The sequence below is a fragment of the Paenibacillus sp. BT-177 genome, assembly GCF_025846815.2.
In the GTDB taxonomy this organism is placed as follows: Bacteria; Bacillota; Bacilli; order Paenibacillales; family Paenibacillaceae; genus Paenibacillus; species Paenibacillus polymyxa_C.
The window spans coordinates 652430-677674 of record NZ_JAOYTP010000002.1 but is presented as its reverse complement, the minus strand read 5'-3'; the positions used below and the strand labels follow the sequence as shown (position 1 = coordinate 677674).

At 46.3% G+C, this 25245-nt stretch carries 17 protein-coding genes; 12 read left to right on the top strand and 5 right to left on the bottom strand.

What is annotated here, in order from left to right; all coding sequences use genetic code 11:
• Nucleotides 1-144: 144 nt before the first annotated feature.
• From OIU26_RS09415 to OIU26_RS09405, 3 genes are read right to left on the bottom strand one after another with little or no spacing between them, the layout of a single operon-like run.
• The gene (locus tag OIU26_RS09415) at nt 145-1146 is read right to left on the bottom strand and encodes a DUF5643 domain-containing protein (RefSeq protein WP_264216643.1); all 1002 of its coding nucleotides are present in this window, start codon (nt 1144-1146) and stop codon (nt 145-147) included.
• Nucleotides 1147-1198: 52 nt separating this feature from the next.
• Nucleotides 1199-2401, bottom strand: coding sequence for a DUF4179 domain-containing protein (locus OIU26_RS09410; protein ID WP_264216642.1), 1203 nt, complete (start codon nt 2399-2401; stop codon nt 1199-1201).
• Nucleotides 2373-2957, bottom strand: a complete 585-nt coding sequence (locus OIU26_RS09405) for an RNA polymerase sigma factor (RefSeq protein ID WP_165080271.1) — start codon at nt 2955-2957, stop codon at nt 2373-2375. The genes OIU26_RS09410 and OIU26_RS09405 overlap by 29 nt, the downstream gene beginning before the upstream one ends.
• A gap of 369 nt (nt 2958-3326) precedes the next feature.
• Here OIU26_RS09405 and OIU26_RS09400 point away from each other — a divergent pair, with 369 nt between their 5' ends.
• Nucleotides 3327-5858, top strand: coding sequence for a rhamnogalacturonan lyase (locus OIU26_RS09400; RefSeq protein WP_264216641.1), 2532 nt, complete (start codon nt 3327-3329; stop codon nt 5856-5858).
• A gap of 343 nt (nt 5859-6201) precedes the next feature.
• On the opposite strand, the gene OIU26_RS09395 is transcribed toward OIU26_RS09400, so the two are convergent.
• Nucleotides 6202-7242 carry a substrate-binding domain-containing protein gene (locus tag OIU26_RS09395; RefSeq protein ID WP_264216640.1) on the bottom strand — a complete coding sequence of 347 codons (1041 nt, stop codon included), beginning with the start codon at nt 7240-7242 and terminating at the stop codon, nt 6202-6204.
• 512 nt (nt 7243-7754) lie between these two features.
• Here OIU26_RS09395 and OIU26_RS09390 point away from each other — a divergent pair.
• From OIU26_RS09390 to OIU26_RS09340, 11 genes are all read left to right on the top strand, one after another.
• A complete protein-coding gene (locus tag OIU26_RS09390; protein WP_264216639.1) occupies nt 7755-8717 on the top strand; it encodes an ABC transporter permease subunit in 963 nt (320 codons plus the stop codon).
• 15 nt (nt 8718-8732) lie between these two features.
• Nucleotides 8733-9614 carry a carbohydrate ABC transporter permease gene (locus tag OIU26_RS09385; RefSeq protein ID WP_013369666.1) on the top strand — a complete coding sequence of 294 codons (882 nt, stop codon included), beginning with the start codon at nt 8733-8735 and terminating at the stop codon, nt 9612-9614.
• 63 nt (nt 9615-9677) lie between these two features.
• Nucleotides 9678-11267 (top strand): ABC transporter substrate-binding protein, encoded by a 1590-nt coding sequence (locus OIU26_RS09380; protein ID WP_264216638.1) that lies wholly within the window; start codon nt 9678-9680, stop codon nt 11265-11267.
• A 26-nt stretch (nt 11268-11293) separates the two neighbouring features.
• Nucleotides 11294-12751, top strand: coding sequence for a glycoside hydrolase family 32 protein (locus OIU26_RS09375; RefSeq protein WP_264216637.1), 1458 nt, complete (start codon nt 11294-11296; stop codon nt 12749-12751).
• Between the two features lie 41 nt (nt 12752-12792).
• Nucleotides 12793-16050 (top strand): GH32 C-terminal domain-containing protein, encoded by a 3258-nt coding sequence (locus OIU26_RS09370; protein ID WP_264216636.1) that lies wholly within the window; start codon nt 12793-12795, stop codon nt 16048-16050.
• 232 nt (nt 16051-16282) lie between these two features.
• Entirely contained in the window at nt 16283-18019 is a 1737-nt protein-coding gene (locus OIU26_RS09365) for an ABC transporter ATP-binding protein (protein WP_264216781.1), read from the top strand.
• A complete protein-coding gene (locus OIU26_RS09360; protein WP_031463012.1) occupies nt 18000-19838 on the top strand; it encodes an ABC transporter ATP-binding protein in 1839 nt (612 codons plus the stop codon). The genes OIU26_RS09365 and OIU26_RS09360 overlap by 20 nt, the downstream gene beginning before the upstream one ends.
• 172 nt (nt 19839-20010) lie before the next feature.
• Nucleotides 20011-20667 (top strand): DJ-1/PfpI family protein, encoded by a 657-nt coding sequence (locus OIU26_RS09355; protein ID WP_264216635.1) that lies wholly within the window; start codon nt 20011-20013, stop codon nt 20665-20667.
• Between the two features lie 142 nt (nt 20668-20809).
• Nucleotides 20810-22009 (top strand): MFS transporter, encoded by a 1200-nt coding sequence (locus tag OIU26_RS09350; protein WP_264216634.1) that lies wholly within the window; start codon nt 20810-20812, stop codon nt 22007-22009.
• On the top strand, nt 22002-22646 hold the full coding sequence (locus tag OIU26_RS09345; RefSeq protein WP_165080297.1) for a TetR/AcrR family transcriptional regulator: 645 nt from the start codon (nt 22002-22004) through the stop codon (nt 22644-22646). Before OIU26_RS09350 ends, OIU26_RS09345 begins: the two co-directional genes overlap by 8 nt.
• Nucleotides 22647-22793: 147 nt before the next feature.
• The gene (locus tag OIU26_RS09340) at nt 22794-23705 is read left to right on the top strand and encodes a helix-turn-helix domain-containing protein (protein WP_102163326.1); all 912 of its coding nucleotides are present in this window, start codon (nt 22794-22796) and stop codon (nt 23703-23705) included.
• Between the two features lie 108 nt (nt 23706-23813).
• On the opposite strand, the gene OIU26_RS09335 is transcribed toward OIU26_RS09340, so the two are convergent.
• Nucleotides 23814-25214 carry a sugar porter family MFS transporter gene (locus OIU26_RS09335; RefSeq protein ID WP_165080299.1) on the bottom strand — a complete coding sequence of 467 codons (1401 nt, stop codon included), beginning with the start codon at nt 25212-25214 and terminating at the stop codon, nt 23814-23816.
• Nucleotides 25215-25245 lie beyond the last annotated feature (31 nt).

Below are 25245 nucleotides of genomic sequence, written 5' to 3'. Positions count from 1 at the left end.
TGAGCGGATAATTGAAGCCACTTCAGCACTAGTATACTCAGTAGAACCAGTAAAGTAAGCAGGGGAAGGAATGGCTTAACGTAAAGTAAACAAAACGAGCAAGCCTGGATTCTCTTTCAGGCTTGCTCGCTTCTTGCATCGATGTTATTGGGCTGGCACGGGAATGGTCATTTCTAGTTCTTTGATGTATGTTTTATCTCCGTTTTTAAATTTGCCATCCGCTCCTTTACCTTGACCTATAATACTCCAATTAGTGGGATTGACTGTAAATGTATATGGCTTGATCGTCACATATTGGGGTCTGCTGCCTATAGCATTGTATAGTTCATCAATATGGTACTTCGTTCTAGGCTTGCTGTTTGAAAAGCCGACTTTCCGTTGCTGAAGCGTTTTCCCCTGATCATCTACGATGTCATAATACATCATGGATGGAGCGTATTTTCCTGTCTGCTTGGAAGATGCAGGCACTTGACCTTCGCTATCCAGCACCAGCCGGGTTGTATGGGAGGTAATATCGAGCTGTTTGACTGTATAACTGAAATCCCCACTCTTTTGGGTTTTATTCGGCTTGATACTCACCATATTACCGTCCTTTTTAACAGGGACTTTAAACTCAAAAGGCTTGCTGATTCTGGTAACCCCTACCTGGATAGTCATTTCAAACTCGTCTGGAAGTGCATCCAACTGATTGTATTCAGCTTCTACGGCGTTCTTTTGAGATACTTTGTCTCCGAACGAGCCAAAGCCTTTAAATGCCTTCCCATCAATCAGAATTTCAGGCCTCTTGATATAGCCCTTCTTTTGATCTTTCTCAGGAACCATATACTTCTTGAGGCTTTTACTGGCCTTGGCATCTACTGGGAGGTACAGGCTCATGACTCCCTCAGGTAAATTTTTGCCTTCACGTTCGATGGAGAAGGACAAGCGTGTGCCATCATAAAACACATCGCCAAGCTTCAGTGTAACCCCGTCCTGCGTTAGGCTCAGATTGGAAGAAGCGGCTTGCGCGGATTTCGCGTCACTAGTGGCTGCTGCAATGGGGGATATGTTTTTTGGTATGGCTGCTCCTGTTCCTATTATCGCGAAAGCCGAAGTTGTAAGTAATACCCGTTTTAGGAATGTTAATTTTAAGTTTGTTTGTTTCATTAGATATGTTCTCCTCTCATGAAATGAAATTCATGTATTGAAAAATTGGTGATTAGTTATTCAGGGGAATCTTCATTTCGAGTTCCTTGATGTACGTTTTATCTCCTCTTTTATGCTTGCCGTCAGATCCCATGCCTTCACCAACAATGCTCCAATCAGCCGGCTTGACGGTCAAGGTGAATGGCTTAATCGTCACGTATTTCGTACCCGGCTTAAGAGCATCATACAGCTCATCCACATGGTATTCTGTCCTAGGCTTGCTGTGGAAATAACCGAATTGGCGCTGCTTAAGCATGTTGCCCTGATCATCTACAATGTCGTAATACATCATTGTTGGCGCATACTCTCCCGTTTGCTCCGGAGAAGCAGGCACTTCACCTTTACTGTCCAGCACCAGACGAGTCGTTGTTGAGGTGGATTTCAGCTCCTTCACGGTATAGCTGAAGTTGCCGCTGGTTTTTGTCTCATTCGGCTGGACAGTAATCATGGTGTTGTCTATTTTCACCGGAACCTTGAATTCATAGGGCTCGTCAACACCCGTCATCGAAGTTTTGATCGTCAACTCAAACTCGTCCGGCAGGGAGTCCAACTGCATGAATTCCCCTACGACTGAATTCTTTTTTTCCGGATCATCACCATACGAGTTTAGGTGAGAGTCTATTTTTTTTCCATTAATCAAGACTTCGGGGAAGTATTTAAAGTACCCCTTAAGCTGATCCTTCTCAGGCACTTTATGCTTCTTTAACCATTCCTTATCGTTACTTTCAGTTTTGACATCTGTAGGCAGATAGGGACTCACAGAGCCTTCCGGCATATTCTCGCCTTGACGCTCAATGGAGAAGGACAGGCGTGTACCGTCATACAAAACATCGCTTAATGTCAGCGTAATTCCGTCATGCGTCACACTTTCATTAGGATGACTGAGAATGCCCTTATCTACAGCAGTCTGAATTTCATCCGAGCTCAATCCATAAAAAATACTGCCGATTCCGGGAATTTGCTTGAGTGTGGCCGCCATTGTGGGTGATACAAACCCGGCGCCTACCACTCCTGCCCCTAATATGCCAACTACGGATGCCGCCAGAACAGCCCGTTTTGCAAATTTCGATTTCGTCGTCTTTCTTTGCATGGCTCTTTTTTCAATCTGCTTCATAATTTGATCACTCATACTGCCTCTGGGCATGACTGATTCATTGATCCAATCCTCCAACTGGTCCATTTCGCGTTCATAAGGTGGTGTTGGGCGTTTGTCCATTAACAAGTCCTCCTTTGCTTCTGTGGTCCAGCAGCTTGCGCCGAAGCCGCTCATATTTTTTGCGGATGGTTGCCGACTTCAAACCCATGATGTTGCTAATCTCCTCAAAGCTGTATTGCTCAACAGCCTTCAGTAGCAGAATATGACGCTCTTCCGGTGTAAGATAAGTCAGGAGTTCTTCAATTACGCTTTTATAAGGTGATGCTTGGACGATTGGATTTTGTTCCTTGACTTGTTGAACCAGTCTGAGCCAGCGGCTGTGCTTCTTTTTGATGTTCATTAAGTGATGGTAGGCCATTTTGTATAGCCATGCCGAGAAGCTGGTTTGTCTGCTGTATTGATGAAGATTCTCATAGGCTCTGATGAAAATGTCCTGAACAGCGTCCTCTGTGGCTTCATGATTCTTCAAAATATAGAAGCAGTAGGTGTACATCTGCCGCTCGAATTGTCGAATAATGATTTCGTAAGCCTGCTGTTCACCAGCCTTGACGCGCTCTACGGCCAGCTCAATCTGGCTGTGTTTATCCTGTTGATCCCCGGGGATGGTTGCCTGCAAGAGCTCACCTCCTTGTATTTATGTCTATATAACAATCGCAACGGGGCGTTTTGTGACATCATTTTTGTGAAACCTTGATAGGTATGTATGTTTTGATCACAGCTCGTCCATTTTATCATCTTATGATATTCGGATATGCCCACTTCAACTAACATGGTCGTTTCACGAAATGAACCGTTAGTACGGGGGCTAATGGGGACATTTCAATGAAAACGAACAATAACACGGATTTGTGTAGAGAAATGCACGGATATTTAAACGCGTTTGGAGGAACAGCAAAACTATAATAATAAGGAATTTAAATTATGTAAGCGCAATCATTTTCTGTATTTGCTTGTCATCACAATACAATTGAGGAGGACGAATTGGATGGCTCAAAGGAAAGGCGCATGGCGAAAGGGAACCTTGACCGCCGCGTTGGCAGCGATGCTGACGATGACGGGCACGACTGGAGGAGTGGCTGCGGAAGACTTGTCCGAACCCACGCTGCAGGCAGAATCATCAATTGCAGTAGAACAGAATCGTAGCGGCAGCATTCAGTTGGAAAAGCTAGATCGCGGACTGGTGGCTGCGGCGACGCAAGAGGGTGTATTTTTAAGCTGGCGGTTATTGGCCCAAGAAGTGAACGGCTACGGTTCAACAGGGCTGACAGGAGCGGACTTTAACGTATACCGTGATGGCAAGAAAATCGCAACGGTGACGGACAGCACCAATTATCTGGATAAGGAAGGAACCGGAAATGCGGTGTACAGGGTCGCTTCAGTCGTTAAAGGGAAAGAGAAGGATCGCAGTGCCAAAGTGAAGCCATGGCAGCAGGGTTATTATGAGCTTCCTCTGCAAAAGCCTGCTGATGGCGTAACACCTGCAGGTGAATCCTATACGTATTCGGCCAACGATATGAGTGTGGGGGATGTAGACGGAGACGGCCAATATGAATTTTTTGTAAAATGGGACCCATCTAACTCCAAAGATGTATCTCAGAAGGGTTATACCGGAAATACGTATGTCGATGCGTATACGTTCGAGGGCAAGCTGCTCTATCGAATTGACCTCGGTGTGAATATTCGCTCAGGTGCGCACTATACACAGATGATGGTGTATGATTTTGACGGCGATGGCAAAGCCGAGCTGATGTTCAAGACGGCTCCAGGGACCAAAACGATTACTTTTGATAAAAAGGGCAAACCCAAGAAAGAAAAATATATTACCCTGCCCCGTGAGGATCGCAAAGCTGGAATTACACATAAGGATGATTATCGTTTGAGCCGCACGGATTATTATGAGCATGTGGTGAACATGTTTATGAATTGGACGAAGCATGAAGAAGTGGTCAAGGGGCAGTGGCCTGCTACGCTGGAGGAGTGCTTTGGTATTTCTCCAAAGTACAGCTACCCGTTATCCCGAAAGGATGCGGAAAGCCTGACGGATTACTTTATGGATGTGTATGCTCCTGCGCGGAGCGACAAAAACAAGCTGAGAGAATTTGAAGGCTTCATTGTGGATGGGCCGGAGTATTTGACCATTTTCAAAGGAAAAACGGGGACTGAGCTGGAGACGATTCGCTATGAGCCAGAGCGCCATGACGACGGTCTTATGTGGGGAGACTATGCTATGGCCCGGATTGAACCTGCTAACCGCGTGGATCGTTTTCTGGCAGGGGTAGCATATCTGGACGGACGTAAACCATATGCCGTATTTGCACGTGGCTATTATACGCGTTCCACCTTGGTCACTTACACGTGGGATGGTCGTCATCTCCAAAAACATTGGATGGTGGACAGTGGTTGGGCGCCAATGACCAATCCGTTTAATGATAGCCCACACGGACGGGATGGAACGGACCCGAAATTCGGCACTTTGACTACACAAGGAGCACATTCGCTGAGTGTCGCAGACGTGGATGGAGATGGCAAAGACGAAATTGTATATGGCTCCGCCACGATTGACCATGATGGTAGCCTACTGTACAGCTCATTTGATGTTATGCCTCCTGAAAGCGCAATTCCGGGCCAAACCGCCAGATTGGGACACGGCGACGCACTGCATGTGACCGATATTGACCCTGATCGGCCAGGAAAAGAAATCTTTATGGTGCATGAAGGCGGCACCTATGCCCCGTATGGTTATTCGCTGCGGGATGCCAAAACGGGCAAAGTCATCTACGGTGGATATTCCGGCAAGGATACAGGCCGGGGGATGGTTGGGGACGTAGACCCTGAACAGCGAGGACTGGAGACTTGGGCCATAGGCTTGTGGACCGCTGCGGGCAAACAATTGGATACGAAGATGCCGGGTACCAATATGAGTATCAAATGGGCGGCTGATATGACCACACAAATCGTGAACGGGGCGATCGACGTAACCCCAACCATTGAAGATTGGAAACGAGGCACATTACTAACCGCATCAGGCACCAAAACGAACAATTATACCAAAGGAACGCCATCGTTGGTCGCTGACATTTTCGGAGATTGGCGTGAGGAAATGCTTGTCCGTACAGCGGATAGCTCGGCGATTCGTATCTATTTGAGCACCGAGCCCACAACGCATAAATTGTACACGTTGATGCATGACCCGCAGTATCGTGCGGATGTGGCGCGTCAAAATACCGGCTATAACCAGCCGTCCTACACAAGCTTTTACTTTGCATCCGATATGGATTGGGCGAACGTGCCCATTCCCAAGCTCTACACACCAAGAGCCTTGATGAATGAAGAGAGCAGTGACGAAGCGGATGAGGTAGAGGCAACGGAGGTAGATGAAAAAGAAGTCGATGAAATGAAAGTTGAAGAAACGAGCATCGATGAAACGAAAGTTGATGAAACGGAAATAGGAGCGAAGGAAATAGAGGGAGAGTCAGCAACTCCAGTAGTTCCTGTAGTTCCAGCAGAGGGTCTATAAACGACTAGCTGAAGACTAAGACTCTATCTCCGCATCTATCAGTTTAATAGACTTAGAAAAATGGCAAGTCTCTGATGATTTAGAGGCTTGCCATTTTGTATTATTAAAGTTTAAGAGTATAGAAGGTTTATCTAAGGTCTGTATGGATGGTTTTTAGAACATCTTTAAAATAGCAATCTGCTGAAAGCAGCGGAGAGGACGGAACGATTGCGAAAAAGCGTCAGGGTCGCCGTTGTATCCGTATTTTACCACTAAGCTATTCAATAAAATCCAGATACAACGGCGATTGAAGCAACGTTCCGTTCGCGGAGCCTCGCAAGAATACCTCTTTTACACTCACCATCTACTGCAATGTCGGAGTCGATTCTCTAAATATCGGCTCTGTTCTGATATGCGTAATCTGATAAGGTCTGGAAGGATCTTTGACCCGTGCTAATAGCATCTCAGCCGCCGTAATCCCCATTTCGTTGTTGTAGATATGCACGGTGGATAAATGAGGCTCCACAATCCGGGATTCAGGAGCGTTATCAAACCCAAACACAGCAATATCTTCAGGGATTTTTAAGTTTTTATTTTTGAGCGCTTTCATGACACTGACGGCGATAAAATCATTGGCGCATACGAACGCGGACGGAAGCGCGCTCATACCTTCCAATTGTTTATCCATCCAATCCGATTCGGAGAAAAAATTTCGGTCCTGATCAACGATGCAGCAAGATAAATCCACACTTAGACCTGCTTCGATTAAAGCACGGTTATATCCAACCCACCGCTCGTTGAAGCTTTTGCAATGTTTATAATCCCCAGCAAAACCAATCCGCGCAAATCCACGATCAATCAGGCTTTTGGTAACAGAATAAACGCTATGTTCATTTTCCATCAACAATAAATCCGCTTTCAAATCAGGACAAAAAATGTCCACCGAGCAATCAATAAAGATTGTGGGTAGTCCCAAACTCGTAACGAGCTCACTATACTGTGGATCGAACATTTCAATGCAAATGATTCCGTCAACCTTGGAGGCCTCAAAATTATTAGGAAGTGTTCTCGCTTGGATTTCGTTTTCCCGCACAATATGAATTGACAAATTATACCCTTCTGCACTTATTCTTTTTTCCAGCCCACTGATCAGAAAGGAGCCAAAATGCGAGCTGTTCGGCAGATTGCATGTAAACAGGGCAATGTTACCTTGGTTCTTAGGGATGATGCTGTCTGTTTCCACATAGGCAAATTGCTTATATTTGAGCTCGATCGCTTTTTTAATGACCTTGTTCCGAGTATCAACCGGGATGCTGTCACTACCGTTAATCGCTTTGGAGGCGGTATTTCGGGAGATTCCCAAAGCGTCAGCAATGTCTTGAATGGTGACTTTTTCTTTCTTCATAGACAGGTTCCACCTTCACTTAATAAATGGATTGCCTGAGAGGTACAGTTGCCTCTGCCAGCTCTCCGTTCAGACCTAAAATGTATCCTAAATGTATAATAGTTCGCATAAAATAGCAATGTTAACATTGCAAATGACTAAATTATTTTTACATTTGTGAAGTTTGCTTAATAGCCTATATTTATCTTCATCGGATCAAAAAATGAACTGAAATTCAAATTTATATAAGCTGGATAAAAAAATGCTCATTGAAACATAGAGGGGAGATTAGTGCCGTATAAGTGAAGCGGTCATTGTGAATGGGGAACTTTCATATTTGGATTATTGGGTATGATTATTTTATTTTTTGTTACAAAGATTCAAATTGACAATATTATTTTGTTCAAATGTAAATAAATTATTTTACAAAAGTTGTTGACGAATGATAAATCAATTTGGTAAATTGAAGATGAAAATTGTAAGCCTTTTCAAATATGTTGTACAGACGGCTATTACAGATGGGGGGAATGCAAATGGCAAACTTGGCTAAGGCAGCTCAGAGGAATGCCGCACTGGGGGAGCAAAAGTCCATTCGCAGCAAGTTAGACTATATTCGCAAAAACTATTTTCTTTACGTACTGCTGGCGCCTGCACTGATTCTTACGATTCTTTTCAAGTATGTTCCGATGTATGGGGCCATTATTGCATTCAAGGATTTTAGCCCGCTTAAAGGGATATGGGGAAGTGACTGGGTTGGACTAAAATACTTCACTAAATTTTTAGACTCGCCCAATTTTACGGATATTTTCCTCAATACGCTGAAACTGAGCTTCTATGGACTTGTACTCGGATTTCCTGTACCGATCCTATTGGCGGTCATGCTGAATCAAATCCGCAAGGCGGGATTGAAAAAGAATATCCAGCTTGTTTTGTACGCTCCTAATTTTATTTCGGTCGTTGTCATTGTGGGTATGCTGTTTATTTTCTTGTCTCCGACAGGGCCCCTGAATCAAATCATTGCGTCGGTGACCGGCAACCCTGTGATCTTTATGACAGAGCCTGAATATTTTCGCTGGATATATATCCTGTCTGGAATTTGGCAGGGGGCGGGGTGGTCTTCAATCATTTATGTAGCTGCGCTAGCTAATGTTGATCCCGAGCTGCATAATGCAGCAAGTCTGGACGGAGCCAACCTGCTTCAGCGCATATGGCATATTGATTTGCCGACGATTAAACCCATTATGGCGATTGTTTTTATCTTGGCAGCAGGAGGAATCATGTCGATCGGGTTTGAGAAGGCGTATCTCATGCAGACATCCATGAATTTGCCTACATCTGAAATCATTCCCACCTATGTGTATAAAGTCGGCTTGCAATCCGGTAATTACGCCTATTCTGCAGCGGTCGGGCTGTTCAATTCGGTGATTAATGTGGTTTTGCTGCTGACCGTTAACTTTATCGTCAAGAAGCTCAATGAGGGAGAAGGGCTTTATTAGGAAAGGAGCCTCTTTATGCATGTCAAACATTCTAATCTGGACCGCTTCATCCTAGGTGTGAATTATATTGTACTCACTCTAGCTGTATTGATTATCGTAGTTCCCTTAGGTTATATCGTCATAGCATCGTTTATGGACCCGACCGTTTTGTTAAGCAAAGGGCTATCCTTCCGTATTTCGGATTGGAGTGTGGAGGGATATCGGAAAATTTTGTCCAACCCGGCGATGCTCCGTGGATTTGCCAATTCGGTGTTCTATTCTTCATGCTTCGCCTTGATCTCTGTGACGGTTTCGATTTGTGCTGGCTATGCCTTATCGGTGAACAGCTTGGTAGGGCGGAATTTCTTTATGACATTGTTTATCATCACTATGTTTTTCAGTGGAGGGCTGATTCCAACTTACTTGCTGGTCAAAAATTTAGGGATGCTGGATACCGTATGGGCCATCCTTCTTCCCGGTGCGATCAATGTGTGGGATCTGATTTTGGCCCGAACGTTCTTTAAAGGTGTACCCAATGAATTAAAAGAAGCTGCCAACGTGGACGGAGCCTCGGACTGGACCATATTTTTCAGAATCGTGCTCCCGCTGTCCAAACCCATTATTTTTGTCATTGCGCTATATGCCTTTGTCGGTCAGTGGAATTCTTATTTTGATGCCATGATTTATCTGGATAATGCACAGCTGCATCCACTTCAATTGGTGCTGAGATCCATCCTGATCCAAAATCAGACGATGCCTGGCATGATTAGTGATCAATTGGCAATGGCAGAACTGAAACGTCTTTCGGAAATGATCAAATATTCATCAATTGTCATCTCCAGTCTTCCGCTACTTGTGATGTATCCCTTTTTCCAAAAGTATTTTGAAAAGGGTGTTATGGTCGGCTCCTTAAAATAAAAGATGCCGCGAACTTTATTTGCTACACGTGCATTTTACCTTTATCCGATGGAGGTCATCCAGATGAAAACAGTCAAAACTGCCTCATTTGCCGCACTGGCGGCGATCTTAGTTCTTTCCGGTTGCGGCAGCAGCAATTCCTCTAATGAGAGCGATGCAACAGATGTGAATGGAAAAGTGACGCTCAACTTTTTAACCCAAAGCTCTCCACTCGCTCCGGCAGACCCGAACGACAAGCTGATCAACAAACGGCTGGAAGAAAAAACAGGCATTCATATTCGTTGGAAGAATTTTACCAGTGATCAGTTTGTGGAAAAAAGGAATCTGGCTATTGCCAGCGGTGATTTACCGGATGCAGTGTTCGACGCGGGCTACTCGGATTATGACTTACTCAAGCTGGCCAAAGACGGTGTCATTATTCCGGTGGAGGATTTGATTGAACAACATATGCCGAATTTTAAAAAGGTATTGGAGCAATCCCCGGAATATAAAGCGATGTTGACTGCGCCGGATGGACATATTTATTCCTTTCCGTGGATTGAAGAATTGGGAACAGGAAAAGAAGCGATCCAGTCCGTAGATGATTTGCCGTGGATTAATGTGGAGTGGCTGAACAAGCTGGGCTTGTCCATGCCAACAACGACCGAAGAGCTGAAGCAGGTCTTGATTGCCTTTAAAACAAAGGACCCCAACGGCAACGGGCAGGCGGACGAGATTCCGTTATCGTTTATAGATAAACCCGGCGGCGAGGATTTGGCCTTTTTATACGGGGCGTTTGGGCTTGGAGAGAACTGGGATCATACAGTAGTGACGAACGATGGGAAAGTCGTATTTACGGCAGCGGATAACGGATATAAGGAAGCCATCAAATATATTCATGACTTATACAAGGAAGGGCTGGTGGACATAGAGTCTTCCCAGCAGGATTGGAACACTTATCTGGCCAAAGGGAAGGATCACCGCTATGGTCTGTACTTTACATGGGATAAGGCTAATATTACAGGCCCGAATAAAAAATACGATCTCATGCCGCCGCTGGCTGGACCGAATGGACATGTGAATGTTACACGGACGAATGGCATCGGCTTCGATCGCGGGCGCATGGTGATCACCAGTGCCAATAAGAAGCTGGAAGCGACCGCCAAGTGGATTGACCAGCTGTATGATCCGATCCAGTCCATACAGAACAACTGGGGAACTTATGGGGATACGAAGCAGAAAAATATCTTTGAGTATGATGAGGCAAAGGGAATGTTGAAGCATCTGCCGCTGGAAGGCTCGGCTCCGGTGGAAATCAGACAAAAGACGAACATTGGCGGACCGTTAGCTGTATTGGATGAATACTACGGAAAATACACAACCCAGCCAGAAGATGCGACATGGCGATTGGGTTTGCTCAAAAAGGTGATGGTTCCCCATATGCAAGCAGATCATAATTACCCTAAAGTGTTTTTCTCTATAGATGAGCTGGACCGCTTATCGACCATTGAAACCGATCTATTCGCCTACGTTCTCCGCAAACGTACGGAATGGTACCAGAATGGCAAGGTCGAAGAGGAGTGGCCGGAATATTTGCAGGAACTGAACAGTTTGGGATTACAGGAATGGTTGCAAATCAAACAGGCGGGCTATGACAGAAACGCAAGTAAATGATTCTTTTTTCGAGGGAGATGGAATATATGAACGTTGTTAGGCAAGAGAAATACCGCCCATCCTATCACTTTTCACCGAAAAACGGATGGATGAATGATCCGAATGGAATGGTTTATTTTGAAGGACGTTATCATTTGTTTTATCAGCATCATCCATTCGGCACAACGTGGGGTCCTATGCATTGGGGGCATGCGGTCAGTACTGATTTGGTGAACTGGGAGGAGCGGCCGATTGCTTTGGAGCCGGATGGGCTAGGAACGATTTTTTCCGGGAGCGCCGTGGTGGATGAGCAGGATACGTCCGGTTTTTTTGAAGGCAAGCCGGGTTTGGTAGCTATTTTCACTCATCATTATTCGCTTCCAAACACGGATCAGATACGCCAATACCAGAGCCTCGCCTATAGTACAGATTCAGGTGAAAGCTGGATTAAATATGCGGGCAACCCGGTACTGGAGGATGAGCATTGCATTGATTTTCGTGACCCCAAAGTGTTCTGGCATGAGCCTACAGAGCAGTGGGTGATGGTGCTGGCCTGCGGTCAGACGGTTCGAATCTATCATTCTCCGAATCTGAAGGAATGGGTGTTTGCCAGTGAATTTGGACACGGCATCGGTAGCCATGACGGGGTGTGGGAATGTCCGGATTTATTTCCGTTATGGGTTGATGGGGAGAGGTCACAGGTAAAGTGGGTTATGCTCGTAAGTATCGGTGATCATCCGGAGATTCGGGAAGGGTCGAGAACACAGTATTTTACGGGTGAATTTGATGGGACGACATTTGTGGCGGATGTGGAAAGTGAAGGAGTCCGCTGGCTTGATTATGGCAGAGATAACTACGCAGGTGTGTGCTGGTCGGATATCCCGGCAGAGGACGGACGACGCCTGTTTATGGGCTGGATGAGCAACTGGAGATATGCTAATCAGACCCCGACGGAACGCTGGAGAGGTGCCATGTCCATTCCGCGTGAACTCGCACTGGAAACGAGAAAGGGCACAGTGGCACTTATTCAGCGCCCTGTTCGGGAACTGGAGGGATTAAGAACTCCTGTCCTGTCACTCACAGAGCCATCTTGGGAGGAAGTGCGGAACGCATTGTCTGCTTTGCAACTGGATTGCTACGAACTTGTGGCTGAATTTGCAACTACCGGAGACTTTGGCTTTAAGGTGCGGGTATCGGATGAACAAGAGACACTCGTCGGTTATACTTCCGCCACGCAGGAAGTATACGTCGACCGGACACGGTCAGGCTGTTCGGATTTTCATGAAGACTTTGCAGTCAGACATGGGACCTCACTAGGAATCTTACCAGATCGAATGGACATCCGCCTCTATGTGGATCGCTCGTCTATTGAAGTGTTTTTCGATCGCGGACAGGTAGCCATTACCGATTTAATATTTCCTGACGCAGAAGCTAAGGGGCTTGAAATATTCCCATCGGAAGAGCAGGTAACTTTATTTTCGCTGGAGCTTTATGCGCTGAAATGAGATTTTCTTCATAATCCATACTGGAAGGTAGGAAATTGGCGATGAGGATAAAGCTCACAAACACGCGAACGAACCTGACGGACTGGCAGATTAAAGGACAGGGACATATTGAAGATAACGTTCAGGGACTGTTGCTAAGATCGGAGCCACAGGAAAATGTGCTGGCTATGTCTGCAACCATGTCTGAGGATTTTACTTTTGAAGCAGATGTAATGGTCACAGACCTACAGGCGGATGCTGCCCTAGTATTTCGTTCCAGTAGGGATGGATGTTTTTCCTATATGCTTCAAATTGTGCCGTCCGCCGGGTTGGTGCGGCTACGGGATGCTGCTGGAGATATCGAAAGGCTCAAAGAGGAACGGCCAGTAGAATTACAAAAAGGGGATATTTACCATCTCAAGGTGAAGGTGGAAGGTCCTCATCTTAAAGTGTACTGGGATGAAGGATATCACCCGATTATAGATGTGGTCGATACGACGTATGCATCAGGATATTTGGGACTGAATGTCTGGAATGGGGCGGCATTATTTCAGAACATTCAAGTCAGTGATATGGATACGAATGTAGGTGAACTGCTTTTGATCCGTGGGAAATGGCAACCGGACCTAAAAGGGCAGAGAGCCGAGGAAACAAGTATGGAAGGTGCGCTCAAAATATACGATACCGCAGCTGCTGACCTGGTGATGGAAGGCAGTGTGACGCTGAATTCTTCTCAACCGGGAATGGAAGCGGGACTATTTTTCAGAGGGAATCAGAAGGGAACAAAGGGTTATGTTACTTCTGTGCAAGGTGAGGGTCATCAGGTTCGGATACATCTGAAAAAGGCGAACGGAACGTTGGTTGCAAGCTCGGCCATGCCGTATCTGGATACATTGGGCAGTAAACACAGTTTGGAAATCATCGCACATGGAGAGCGGATTCGCGTGTTTGTAGATGGCTACACGCCTGCGGCGATTGACATCGTGGATAACAGTTATTCCAGTGGTTTTATAGGTATAAAGGCAACTGGGGGAACGGCTTATTTTCAGGATATCTACCTTACCCCTGTCTCGAATTACTATACCGAAAAATATCGTCCGCAGTATCATTATTCTCCTGCCAGAGGTTCAGCCAGTGATCCGAACGGATTGGTTTATTTTGAGGGGGAATATCACCTGTTCCATCAGGATGGTGGACAGTGGGCACATGCGGTCAGTGTGGATTTGCTGAATTGGAGAAGGCTTCCTTTGGCATTAAAGTGGAATGATTTGGGCCATATCTGGTCCGGCTCGGCTGTAGCTGATCTCACCAATACTTCCGGCTTGTTCAGCGACTATGGCGGGAAAGGGCTGGTTGCTTATTACACCTCCTATAATCCCGATCAGCCCAAGGGAAACCAGAGAATTGGCCTTGCTTACAGCACAGACCGAGGACGGACATGGCAATACTCAGAAGACCGTTCGATTGTAGTAGAGAATCCGGGCCAAAGTGAAAACGATCCTGGCAACTGGGATTTTCGTGATCCGAAAGTAGTATGGGACGAAACCCATCAGCGCTGGATCATGGTGGTGTCCGGAGGAGATCATATTCGTTTTTTTACTTCCACGAACCTGATAGATTGGAATTGGACGGATAACTTTGGCTACGGTGATTATATACGGGGTGGGGTATGGGAGTGTCCTGATTTATTCCCGCTTCCGGTAGACGAAGGCAACACCTCTAAATGGGTGCTGATGATTAGCACTGGAGCCAGCACGAACACTCAAGGCTCGGATGCGGAATATTTTATCGGTGAACTGACGTCTGATGGAAAATTTCAAAATGATCTTCCGCCGGGGAAGGTGCTGAAAACCGATTGGGGCAAGGAATTCTATGCCTCGATGTCCTTCACCAATGTACCTGGCGGGCGGCGTATCATGCTGGCATGGATGACGAATTGGGACTACCCGTTCAGCTTTCCTACTTCGCCCTGGAAGGGGCAGTTCAGCATCCCGAGAGAGTTATCGCTAAAAACGACCCGTGAAGGTATCCGCTTGATACAGCATCCGATATCCGAACTGACTTCGCTGCGTTCCCATTTATTTTCACTAGACCATGAGAGTATCACGGAATCTTCTCCGAATATACTGGAAGGCTTGAATGCGGGGGCCTATGAGATTGAAGCAGAGTTCGAATTCCCTTCCGTTGGGATGGCATCGACTTTTGGATTTTACGTACGGGAAGGCGGTGAGCAAAGAACGGCAGTCGGCTATAAAACAGATGTACAACAGATGTTTGTAAACCGTGCTGATTCAGGGCTTGCCGATTTCTCTCCCCTGTTTTCAACGTTTCATGAAGCATCGCTGGCACCCGTCGGGAATCGGATTCAAATGCGTATATTTGTGGACGAATCCTCAGTTGAGGTGTTTGGTAATCATGGGGAAGTCGTATTTTCTGATCTCATTTTTCCAGATTCGGCGCGTAGAGGGATGAGCTTCTATACCCAAGGTGGTGAAGTAAAAGTTGTTTCTCTTCGAGTGTATGCGCTACGCAATAGCTGGAGGGTTACAGAGGCTTCACCCATCAGACTGATGATGGATTACACTCAGCTGGAGCTTGCGGAAGGACAGTCCAAACGTCTGTATGCGAGTGTGGAGGACCATTCCGGGAGAAAAGGACATTTGCTGAATTGGGAATCCAGCAATCCTGCAGTCGTCAAGGTGATCGTGTCAAATGAGGGTAGCGCGATCGTTGAGGCACTTTCCCTTGGAGAAGCCGTTGTTACAGCCTCCATCCCGGGAGATACGGTAAGAGCAAGTACCTCTGTTACCGTACACGGCGGGATGTTTTATACCAACCTTTCAGGTTGGAAGCCGGATGTCTCTGCATCCCGCTGGATGGTGACGGCAGATGGTATGCGCGGAAGCTATATCAGCGATGCGAATTATATGGCTTCTGAGCAGGCGGAAGATTTTACGTATGAGGCTGATATGAAGCTGCATGGAAATGGGAGTGCTGGCTCCATGATTTTCCGTGCCAACGCGGACGGGTCGAGTGGCTATTATTTCAATTTGGATCCGAACATGAAATCGATTCGTCTTTTTTATAAAAAAGAGGGTCGATTTGAGCAGCAGCAGGTGCTGAGCAAGGTTCCAAGATTTGTACTTCCGGGAGTAACCTATCATATCAAAATCCAAGCAAAAGGATTACGCCTTCGTATAGAGATAGACGATGAACAGGTAATCGACTTGGAAGATGGTACGTTTGCCGCAGGGCATTTTGGCATTAATGTATTTGGAGGGCAAGCTTTTTACCAAAATGTAAGGGTCGAAAAAGTCTGATTTGAATTTCGTATTTTTGAAAGAGAGCTGTATTTTACGAGCTCTCTTTTTTGCGTCTTTTTTAGCCGGAGCCTGCAAATTGCTGGTTAAACGAAGACCTGCAGGAGGGTATAATAAAATATAGTGCTATATAAAGTGCGTATATATGGTGTTACAGCAGGTTTTGATTGATATAACCATTAGACGCTGATCTGGAAGGACGGCTAAGGCAATTGGAGGAATGCTTGTGGGGATGATGTTCTCTTTTCTAAAAAAATATCGGGTTCCAGCCATCGCGGCGCTCGTGATGATGTTACTGGAATTGACGGTAGAGTTATCGCAGCCGTATTTGATCTCCAAAATCATAGATGAGGGCATTCGGCAGCAGGATTTGCCTGTCGTCTGGTTATGGGGCGGTGTACTGGTGGGCAGTGCCGTTATCGCTTTTATGGCAGGGATATCGAGCTCCTTTTTTGCTTCGCATGCAAGTCAGGGTTTTGGCTATGATGTGCGGGAAAAGCTGTATCAAAAGGTGCAATCCTTTTCCTATCCGGTATTCAAACGGTTTGCTACTTCGTCGCTGATTACGCGCCTGACGGGAGATGTCACGCAAGTACAAGATACGGTGTTTATGAGCTTGCGATTTATGACACGGGTTCCGTTGGTGGTCATCGGCAGTATTGTGATGGCCTTGATTGTACATTTTAGGCTTGGGCTGCTACTGGCGGTTATGGCCCCGGTGCTGTTCGTATTTGTGCTGGTGACGATGCGGAGGACTGTCACTTTGTTTAAGGGTGTCCAGCGGCGCTTGGATGATGTTAATGGAGTAATTCAGGAGAATCTGACAGGCATTCGGCTTATCCGGGTTTTTGTGCGGATGCGGCATGAAATTGAACGCTTTGCCCATTATGGAAGCGAATTGATGAAAGGGACGGTGTCCGCTTTACGCTGGACAGAAACGACGATGCCGTTCATTTTGTTTACGATGAATGCAGGGATCATTGCAGTACTTTGGTTTGGGCGCGGTCAAATTTTCACTGGAGATGCCAGTGTAGGACAGGTGGTGGCAGTCGTCAATTATTCCTTGCGGACGATTGGAGCTTTGTCTGCCTTGTCCGGTATCGTTGTGGTATTTTCCCGGGCTACTGCATCCACAGGACGGATTCGAGAGGTTTTGGAAACACCTAATGAAGAGGGGCGTGAGCTGGAGGCTGTTCCAACACCTAACATACGGATTGAGGGACAGGTGGAAATGGATGGGGTGAGCTTTCATTATCCGGGCAGTGATTTGGCTGTATTAAAGGATATATCCTTTAAGGCACGGCCGGGTGAGCGGATCGCTATTATGGGAGCTACTGGTTCGGGCAAATCCTCACTTGTACAGTTGATTACACGTCTGTATGAAGAAGATGAAGGTCATGTGCGTTTTGACGGAAAGGACGCTCGTGAATTGGATGGTTCCATACTACGTGAGGCGATTGGCTATGTCCCTCAAGAGGTACTGCTATTCACTGGCTCGATTCTGGATAATATTGCCTGGGGGCTGGAGCATGCCAGTCTGGAGCAGATTCAGGAAGCCGCGCGCATGGCGCAAATCCATCATATGATTGAACGCTTGCCACAAGGCTATGACACCATGCTCGGACAGCGTGGCGTTAATCTGTCTGGCGGACAGAAGCAGCGGCTGTCGATTGCCCGCGCACTGGTGCGCCAGCCGGCAGTGCTGATTCTGGACGATAGCACAAGTGCGCTGGACGTGGGGACGGAAACCGCATTGCTGAATGCACTCGATGGCCTGTCCTGTACGACATTTCTCATCACGCAGAAGATCAGCTCAACTGCATCAGCAGATCAGATTTTACTGCTGGATGAAGGGCGCCTGATAGCTAGTGGAAACCATGATCATCTCATGGATAGCTCGGATTTGTATCGACGAATCTTTGAATCACAATACGGAAAGGAGGAGTCGCATGTTCAAGGAACTCATTGAACCGTTCCGTCAGCCTACACCGCCGTCCGGTGTGCTGCGAAACCCGGCTGGCGCTGAAGGACGACGCAAGGCCAAAGCGAAGAACTGGTCTGGCACGGTAGGGCGAATATGGGCTTATCTGGCCCGTCGCAAGGCCAAGCTAATGCTGGTCCTGTTCATGGTGTTGCTCAGCTCCGGGCTGTCGCTGTTGGCTCCATATCTGGTCGGTGTAGCGGTGGATGATTTTCTCGAAGGGCCGGGTGGACGCACGTGGATTTATTTTCTCATAGGTTTAGGGGCTGTGTATCTACTGAACTCGCTGACCTCCTGGCTGCAAAATATTTGGATGATCGAGATTGCCCAAGAGACGGTGTACCGCATGCGTTTCGATCTGTTTTCACATTTGCATCGACTCCCCATTCCTTTCTACGGCAAACGTCAGCAGGGAGAAATTATGAGTCGTCTGACCAATGATATCGAAAATGTCAGTTCTACGCTGAACAGCTCAGCCATTCAGATTTTTTCGAGCATATTGACGTTAATCGGTACACTCACTGTGATGCTGTGGTTAAGCCCGCTGATGACCCTGTTAACCTTTATCGTGGTGCCGTTAATGGCAGCCGGGATGCGCTGGATTACACGCCGCACCGGGCCTTTATATAAGGAACGGCAGAAGAACTTGGGCGAACTGAACGGATACATTGAAGAAACGCTGTCCGGTCAGCAGATTATCAAGGCATTTTCACAGGAGAAGAGAGTCATCCGTGGTTTTCGTGAGCGTAATGACCGTATTCGGCTGTCGGGTTTCTGGGCACAAACGATTTCAGGCTTTATCCCTAAACTGATGAACGGACTGAATAATCTCAGCTTTGCTATTGTAGCAGGGATTGGCGGGATTTTAGCCATTCGCGGCTCGATTACGATAGGGACGATTATCGTATTTGTAGAATATGCTCGTCAGTTCACTAGACCGCTGAACGATTTGGCTAACCAGTGGAATACACTGTTGTCCGCCATTGCCGGAGCTGAGCGCGTATTTGAAATATTGGACGAAGACGAAGAGTCCAAGGATGAACGCGGCGCAGTAAAGGTGAAGCATGTGGAGGGAGCTGTACAGTTTACGGATGTTTTCTTCGGTTATGATGAGGGAAACGCTACGCTGGAAGCCATCTCTTTTGAAGCTAAACCTGGTGAAATGATCGCGCTCGTCGGCCCGACCGGGGCAGGAAAAACGACACTGATCCAGCTCCTTTCCAGATTCTATAGCCCAGACAAGGGAACGATTACGCTGGACGGGCGTGACATTACGACCATAGAGCGTGAAAGCTTGCGCTCCCGTATGGCGTTTGTGCTACAGGACACCTTCCTGTTTCAGGGGACCATTCGTGAAAATATCCGCTTCGGCAGGCTGGATGCCACTGATGAGGAGGTTGAACAAGCATCGAAACTGGCCAACGCCCACTCCTTTATCATGCGGATGAAGGACGGGTACGACAAGGTGCTGGAAGCGAACGGTAGCGGCATCAGTCAAGGGCAAAAGCAGTTGCTGGCGATTGCTCGTGCGATTTTGGCCAACCCTTCTATCCTGGTGCTCGACGAGGCGACCAGCAGCATTGACACCATCACCGAGATGAAAATTCAAGAAGGACTGGAACGGCTCATGCAGGGGCGAACAAGTTTCGTTATTGCACATCGGTTGAATACCATTCGTCAGGCTGACCGGATTTTGGTCTTAAAGGACGGTCGTTTGGAGGAGCAAGGTTCTCATGAGGAGTTGCTGGCTCACAAAGGCTTTTACAGTAATTTATATTATGGTCAGTTGAGAAAACAAAGCTCATAAGCTGGCTTGATCAACAGATTTACAGGCATATTTAGAAAGGACTACTCTGGGGCTCCTTTTCTAAGTATGCCTTTTTTACAGCTACGTAACGTTAAATATACCCATACCCCGTATATGTATGTTAGAATTGAGGTGTAAAAATAAAATACTATATCAAAGGAGAGATAGCATCATGAAAGTCGCAATCATGCTTTTCGATGGAATCACAGCATTAGATGCCATAGGTCCATATGATGTATTTGCTGCTACACTGAAATGTGAAGTGAAGTTTGTCGCTAAGAAAAAAGGGTTAGTCAAACTGGACTCAAACATGGGTTATTTGCATGCCGATTACAGTTTTTCTGAAGTACCTTCAGCTGACATTCTTGTTGTTCCAGGTTGCAGTCCGCCAAATTATAAAACTCCAATGAATGACGAAGAAACGCTAAATTGGATTCGTCAAATACATGAAACTACAAGATGGACCACGTCGGTTTGTAATGGCTCTCTGATTTTAAGCGCCGCAGGCTTGTTAGATGGAATCATAGCCACAAGTCATTGGGGTTCCTTAGACCTGCTCCAATATCTTGGAGCCATTCCAACAGATGAGAGAGTAGTTCGTCAGGGCAAAATCGTTACAGCAGCCGGTGTCTCCTCTGGTATCGATATGGCACTCCAGCTAATCGCATGGGAACTGGGAGAAGATATGAGTAAGGGAGTCCAGTTGATTTTGGAATACGATCCTCAGCCTCCGTTTGACACAGGTTCACCCAAGAAAGCACCTGCTATATTGGTAGAACAAATAAGAGGTATGCTGCAAGAGTTTGCAAAACGGGAGCCTCATGTGTAAATCCAGCATAAAAAGGTCTCTTTCCATATTAGCTTGGCTCAATTAGGTTATATATTTATTTACAATGGCCCCTAGTTCAACTAATATGGTTTACACATAGTAAAGGATTACACGGTGTAAATCGTTGGAGGGGGCTACAAACATGAGCAGCTTACCTAAGTCTGCTAAATTTCCACTTTTCATTTTGATGCTGAATCTGTTTATTGCTTTATTGGGTCAAGGCATGGTGATTCCCATTTTGCCTGAATATCTGAAACAATTTAATGCGGCAGGAGCTGCTGCGGGGTATCTTATTGCCGCTTTTGGAGCAGCACAGTTTATTTTTTCACCTTTAGGTGGTCAGCTTTCGGATAGATACGGGCGAAAATCGATGATTATTATTGGTCTGTTTTTAACCGTTATTTCGGATTTGATGTTTGCGGTATCTACGACATTGCCCCTTCTATATATTGCCAGGTTTATTGGGGGGATGGGTATTGGATTAATGGTACCTTCCAATATGGCCTATGTCGCTGATATTACCACTCCTGAAACCCGCGCTAAAGGAATGGGGTACTTGGGTGCTTCCATGAATTTGGGGATGGTGCTTGGTCCGGGGCTAGGCGGTATGATCGCTGAGTTTGGTATAAGGGTGCCCTATTTTTTTGCTGGTGGACTTGGACTTGTAGCAACGCTGCTTAGCTTATATATGCCAGAGACACTGCCTAAGGAACAACGAAAATCAGTTGACCAATGGGTCCGACGGGAGCCCATTCGAAAGCAAATACTGGATTCATTTCGGACGTCCTATTTTCGTTATCTTCTCCTCATATTGATCATGACATTAGGTTTGATGAATTACGAAACGGTGTATGCTCTTTTTGTGGAACGAAAATACGGTTTTGATGCCACTAAAATCTCAATGATCATTACGGTTGGTGCCGTAATAGGCATCGTGGTGCAAGTATGGCTGCTTGATTATCTCATCAAGAGACTTGGCGAGATGAAGCTCATACGCCTCTCTTTGATCATGACAGCCATTGCTTTACTGTTCATGCTCATTAAGATCAATTTAGGTTATCTGCTGGTGGTATCGGCTCTGTTTTTTGCCTTTAATGCTTTCTTAAGGCCAACAGTAAGTACAATGATCGCTAACTCGGCTGGAGATCGTCAAGGGTATGCCGCCGGACTGAATACGACGTATACCAGCCTAGGCAATATATTGGGACCCATTTTAGCAGGTTTATTGTTTGACAAACACATTCATATTCCTTATATTTTTGGTGCACTAATCCTTGCATCTGCCCTTTTCTTAACCTTTCAAAAATCAAAAAATGAGAAAGGGATGGTTGCTAATGACTGAGAACTGGCACCAGAATTTGAAAAACAAAAATCGGGAAGAACTCATTGCGGCTGCGAAGGAACTTTTTATGAAGCAGAGCTTTCTCAAAGTTAATATTAAGGATGTATGCCATGTGGCCGGTGTAAGTCGGGTTACATTTTATAAGCACTTTCAGTCCATGAACGAACTGATTTTTGAGGTCCAAATGGAAATCCTTGAGAGTATGACCGAATTTGTTAGAAGAGCACCTTCAGCCGAAATGAATGGTAAGCAGATGCTTACTTCGATGCTTGATGCATGGATTGATTATGCTTGGCAACATCCAGATTACATCAAGTTTATTCTGTTATTCGATCTGCATTATGAAGCTTATGATTCAAATCAAGAACTCAAAGAACAGTACAAAAATTTTGTTAGCCGCGAAAAGGAACAACATTTCCTGATAGATGCTCTGGAAGCTGGAATCCAGGATGGATCATTAAAGTCGGATGCTGAACCCCTAAAGACTGCGCATTTTATCTTCACGTCTATGATGGGTTTACTCCAGAAAATGAGCCTAACTTCCAAGGAAGATTGGAATAGTGAATTTCAGGATGTACAAATTGCAAACCGATTTGTAGGGATGCTGATTCAGTATTTAAGTCCAGAAAGTGATTAGGTAGGAGTCGCTCACCGTATTCCAAGGGATTTCAGTGTCCGATAAAGCGAAATAGAATAACACGGCTCAGTCTGTTAAACTGTGAAAATAGAACGGGTTACATATACGTTGCCATATTAGCTTGATCTATTTCGCGGAGGTGCGGGGATGAACGGAAGTCTGTTTGAGCCAGGACTGCGGGACGGGGATTATATTCCCCGTTTTTTTGCTTACTATTACAAGCAATGGCGTGACTATACGATGTCTTACCACGATCATTATTCCACTGAAATTATGTATATGATTTCTGGTTTGTGCAGGGTAGATGTACAAACCGGAGAAGATACGGAAGAAAGCATTACGCTGCGCAAAGGCGAGTTTATTATGCTGGATGCAGGCATCCCACATCGATTGGTGGTGGAAGGTGAACAACCGTGCCGGATGCTGAATGTAGAGTTTGGATTTAAGGAAGGGGTGAGGGTAGGACCGTCTATCCAACAAATAGCAGCGGAGGAACAGGAGGTCACGGCCTTTATGTCCCGCCCATTCCCGTATCTGGTGCTATCGGACCCGGAAGAGGTATATTATGCGCTGAAAAGTCTCGTGCTGGAGCTGGATCAACGAAAAGAACAGCCGGGTGCCATGGCAGAAATGCTTTTTATGCAATTGCTAGTACGAATTGCACGTCTGCGGGAAGAGGCAGAGCGCAGCAATACGCAGCAAACAGATGTATACATCAAGCGATGCATTGAATTTCTCCATCTGAACTATGACCGGGATATTGCAGTCAAGGACATGGCCGCAGCCGTCAATCTGCATCCGGGGTATTTGCATCGAATTTTCAAAAAACATACGGGGCTAACGCTTACCGCGTATTTAACGATGTTGCGAATGGACAAGGCCCGTATGCTGCTTCAGCAAACGGACATTCCCATTCAAGAAATTGCCGATTATGTTGGCGTGGCCAGCAGACAGTATTTTCATATGTTGTTCAAAAAGCACACTGGTCAAACCCCTGTTGAATACCGCTCTGCTGTGGAGCGCGATGTGAGGAATTACGCGGAGGAGGGTGGGAGCTGATCATAAAAAACCTCTGAACCATTGCCGATTTAGGTCGGTATGGCTTCAGAGGTCGTATGTTTTGAAGCATTATAACAGGTGCTGGGCTTCTTGAGAGCTAAAGTTGGATTATTTTCCGAGCCACATATTTTCCATCTGTTCAAGTGATCTCCCCTTGGTTTCGGGGACCTTGCGCCATATAAAGACTACGACGAACAACGAGATGGCTCCGAATATCCAAAAGGTATTGGAGGGACCTGCTGAACTTAGCAGGGGAGGGAATGCCTGGGAGACCAGATAATCGCCGGCCCATAATGCCATCGAAGCAATGGCGACAGCTTTGCCGCGAATGCGGTTCGGAAAGATCTCCGAGATCATGACCCATACGATTGGCCCAAGCGATATAGCGTAGGAGGCCACGTAGATTAATATCATGATCAGCACGAGCGGTCCGGTAGTTAAACCCATTTTGAATGCGGCTCCAATAATGACCAAGCAGAGGGTCATCAACGAGGTACCGATCATCAGCAGAACTTTTCGTCCCGCTTTGTCGATCAGCCATACGGATACGATGGTAAACAACACATTGATCAACCCGATCCAGATGGTCTGGGTCAAAGACGCGTCCGTACCGAGTCCCATTCCTTTAAAGATAACCGGCGCATAATACAAAATGGCATTGATGCCGGTAATATGCTGCATAATGGCGAGCATAATACCGATAAAGAGAGCGACCCGAATACCGGGAGCGAACAATTGTTTTAATGAGTCGTTCTCATTTTTGAACGATTCCTTGATATCAAGTACTTCCTGTTTAGCGGCTTCTTCACCGTGAATTTTCAGCAGAATTGGCAGCGCTTCATAAGGCCGATTCTTTTTGATAAGCCATCTCGGGCTTTCGGGTATGAAGAGCATCAGGAGCATAAAGATCAGTCCCGGAACAGCTCCCACACCGAACATCCAGCGCCAGGCTGTTGAGACACCCCAAGCTTCATCTCCCAGGCTGACGATCCATGAATTTTGAAAATAAACCAGGAAAATGCCCGTTACGATCGCCAGCTGATTTAAAGCAACCAAACGGCCTCGGTATTTGGCAGGAGCGATCTCCGCATTGTATACCGGACAAATGGTGGAAGTGATTCCTATGCCGACGCCGCCGATCATGCGAAAGATAACATACCCGGTGAACGTATCTTGAAGTGCAGAGCAGATTGAGCCGACGACGAATAAAAATCCGGCGGCCAGCAATACCTTTTTTCTACCGATCCTTTCACTCATGTAGCCGGAGAGAGCCGCTCCCGTGATACTCCCTACAATCAGACTCGACACCGCCCAACCAACCTGAAATTCGCTCAGCGAAAAACGCTGCTGTAGGAATTCAACTGCTCCCGAAACTACCGCGATATCAAAACCGAACAGTATGCCTCCAAGCGCGGCTACGATGGATACCAACGTCACAAACAGCATACTGGGTTTTTCTGATTGAAGCGCTTTCTGTTGAGCGCTTTCATTATGGATGATTACTCCCATATGATCATCTCCCCTCAGATTCCAGAACCTC

Excerpts from the sequence above, each read along its gene's own strand:
- OIU26_RS09345 (WP_165080297.1), top strand. The coding sequence starts at position 22,002 with ATGACTGAGAACTGGCACCAGAATTTGAAAAACAAAAATCGGGAAGAA.
- OIU26_RS09370 (WP_264216636.1), top strand. The coding sequence starts at position 12,793 with ATGAGGATAAAGCTCACAAACACGCGAACGAACCTGACGGACTGGCAG.
- OIU26_RS09390 (WP_264216639.1), top strand. The coding sequence starts at position 7,755 with ATGGCAAACTTGGCTAAGGCAGCTCAGAGGAATGCCGCACTGGGGGAG.
- OIU26_RS09410 (WP_264216642.1), bottom strand. The coding sequence starts at position 2,401 with ATGGACAAACGCCCAACACCACCTTATGAACGCGAAATGGACCAGTTG.
- OIU26_RS09335 (WP_165080299.1), bottom strand. The coding sequence starts at position 25,214 with ATGGGAGTAATCATCCATAATGAAAGCGCTCAACAGAAAGCGCTTCAA.
- OIU26_RS09380 (WP_264216638.1), top strand. The coding sequence starts at position 9,678 with ATGAAAACAGTCAAAACTGCCTCATTTGCCGCACTGGCGGCGATCTTA.
- OIU26_RS09360 (WP_031463012.1), top strand. The coding sequence starts at position 18,000 with ATGTTCAAGGAACTCATTGAACCGTTCCGTCAGCCTACACCGCCGTCC.
- OIU26_RS09415 (WP_264216643.1), bottom strand. The coding sequence starts at position 1,146 with ATGAAACAAACAAACTTAAAATTAACATTCCTAAAACGGGTATTACTT.
- OIU26_RS09355 (WP_264216635.1), top strand. The coding sequence starts at position 20,011 with ATGAAAGTCGCAATCATGCTTTTCGATGGAATCACAGCATTAGATGCC.
- OIU26_RS09350 (WP_264216634.1), top strand. The coding sequence starts at position 20,810 with ATGAGCAGCTTACCTAAGTCTGCTAAATTTCCACTTTTCATTTTGATG.
- OIU26_RS09365 (WP_264216781.1), top strand. The coding sequence starts at position 16,283 with ATGATGTTCTCTTTTCTAAAAAAATATCGGGTTCCAGCCATCGCGGCG.
- OIU26_RS09395 (WP_264216640.1), bottom strand. The coding sequence starts at position 7,242 with ATGAAGAAAGAAAAAGTCACCATTCAAGACATTGCTGACGCTTTGGGA.
- OIU26_RS09400 (WP_264216641.1), top strand. The coding sequence starts at position 3,327 with ATGGCTCAAAGGAAAGGCGCATGGCGAAAGGGAACCTTGACCGCCGCG.
- OIU26_RS09385 (WP_013369666.1), top strand. The coding sequence starts at position 8,733 with ATGCATGTCAAACATTCTAATCTGGACCGCTTCATCCTAGGTGTGAAT.
- OIU26_RS09375 (WP_264216637.1), top strand. The coding sequence starts at position 11,294 with ATGAACGTTGTTAGGCAAGAGAAATACCGCCCATCCTATCACTTTTCA.
- OIU26_RS09340 (WP_102163326.1), top strand. The coding sequence starts at position 22,794 with ATGAACGGAAGTCTGTTTGAGCCAGGACTGCGGGACGGGGATTATATT.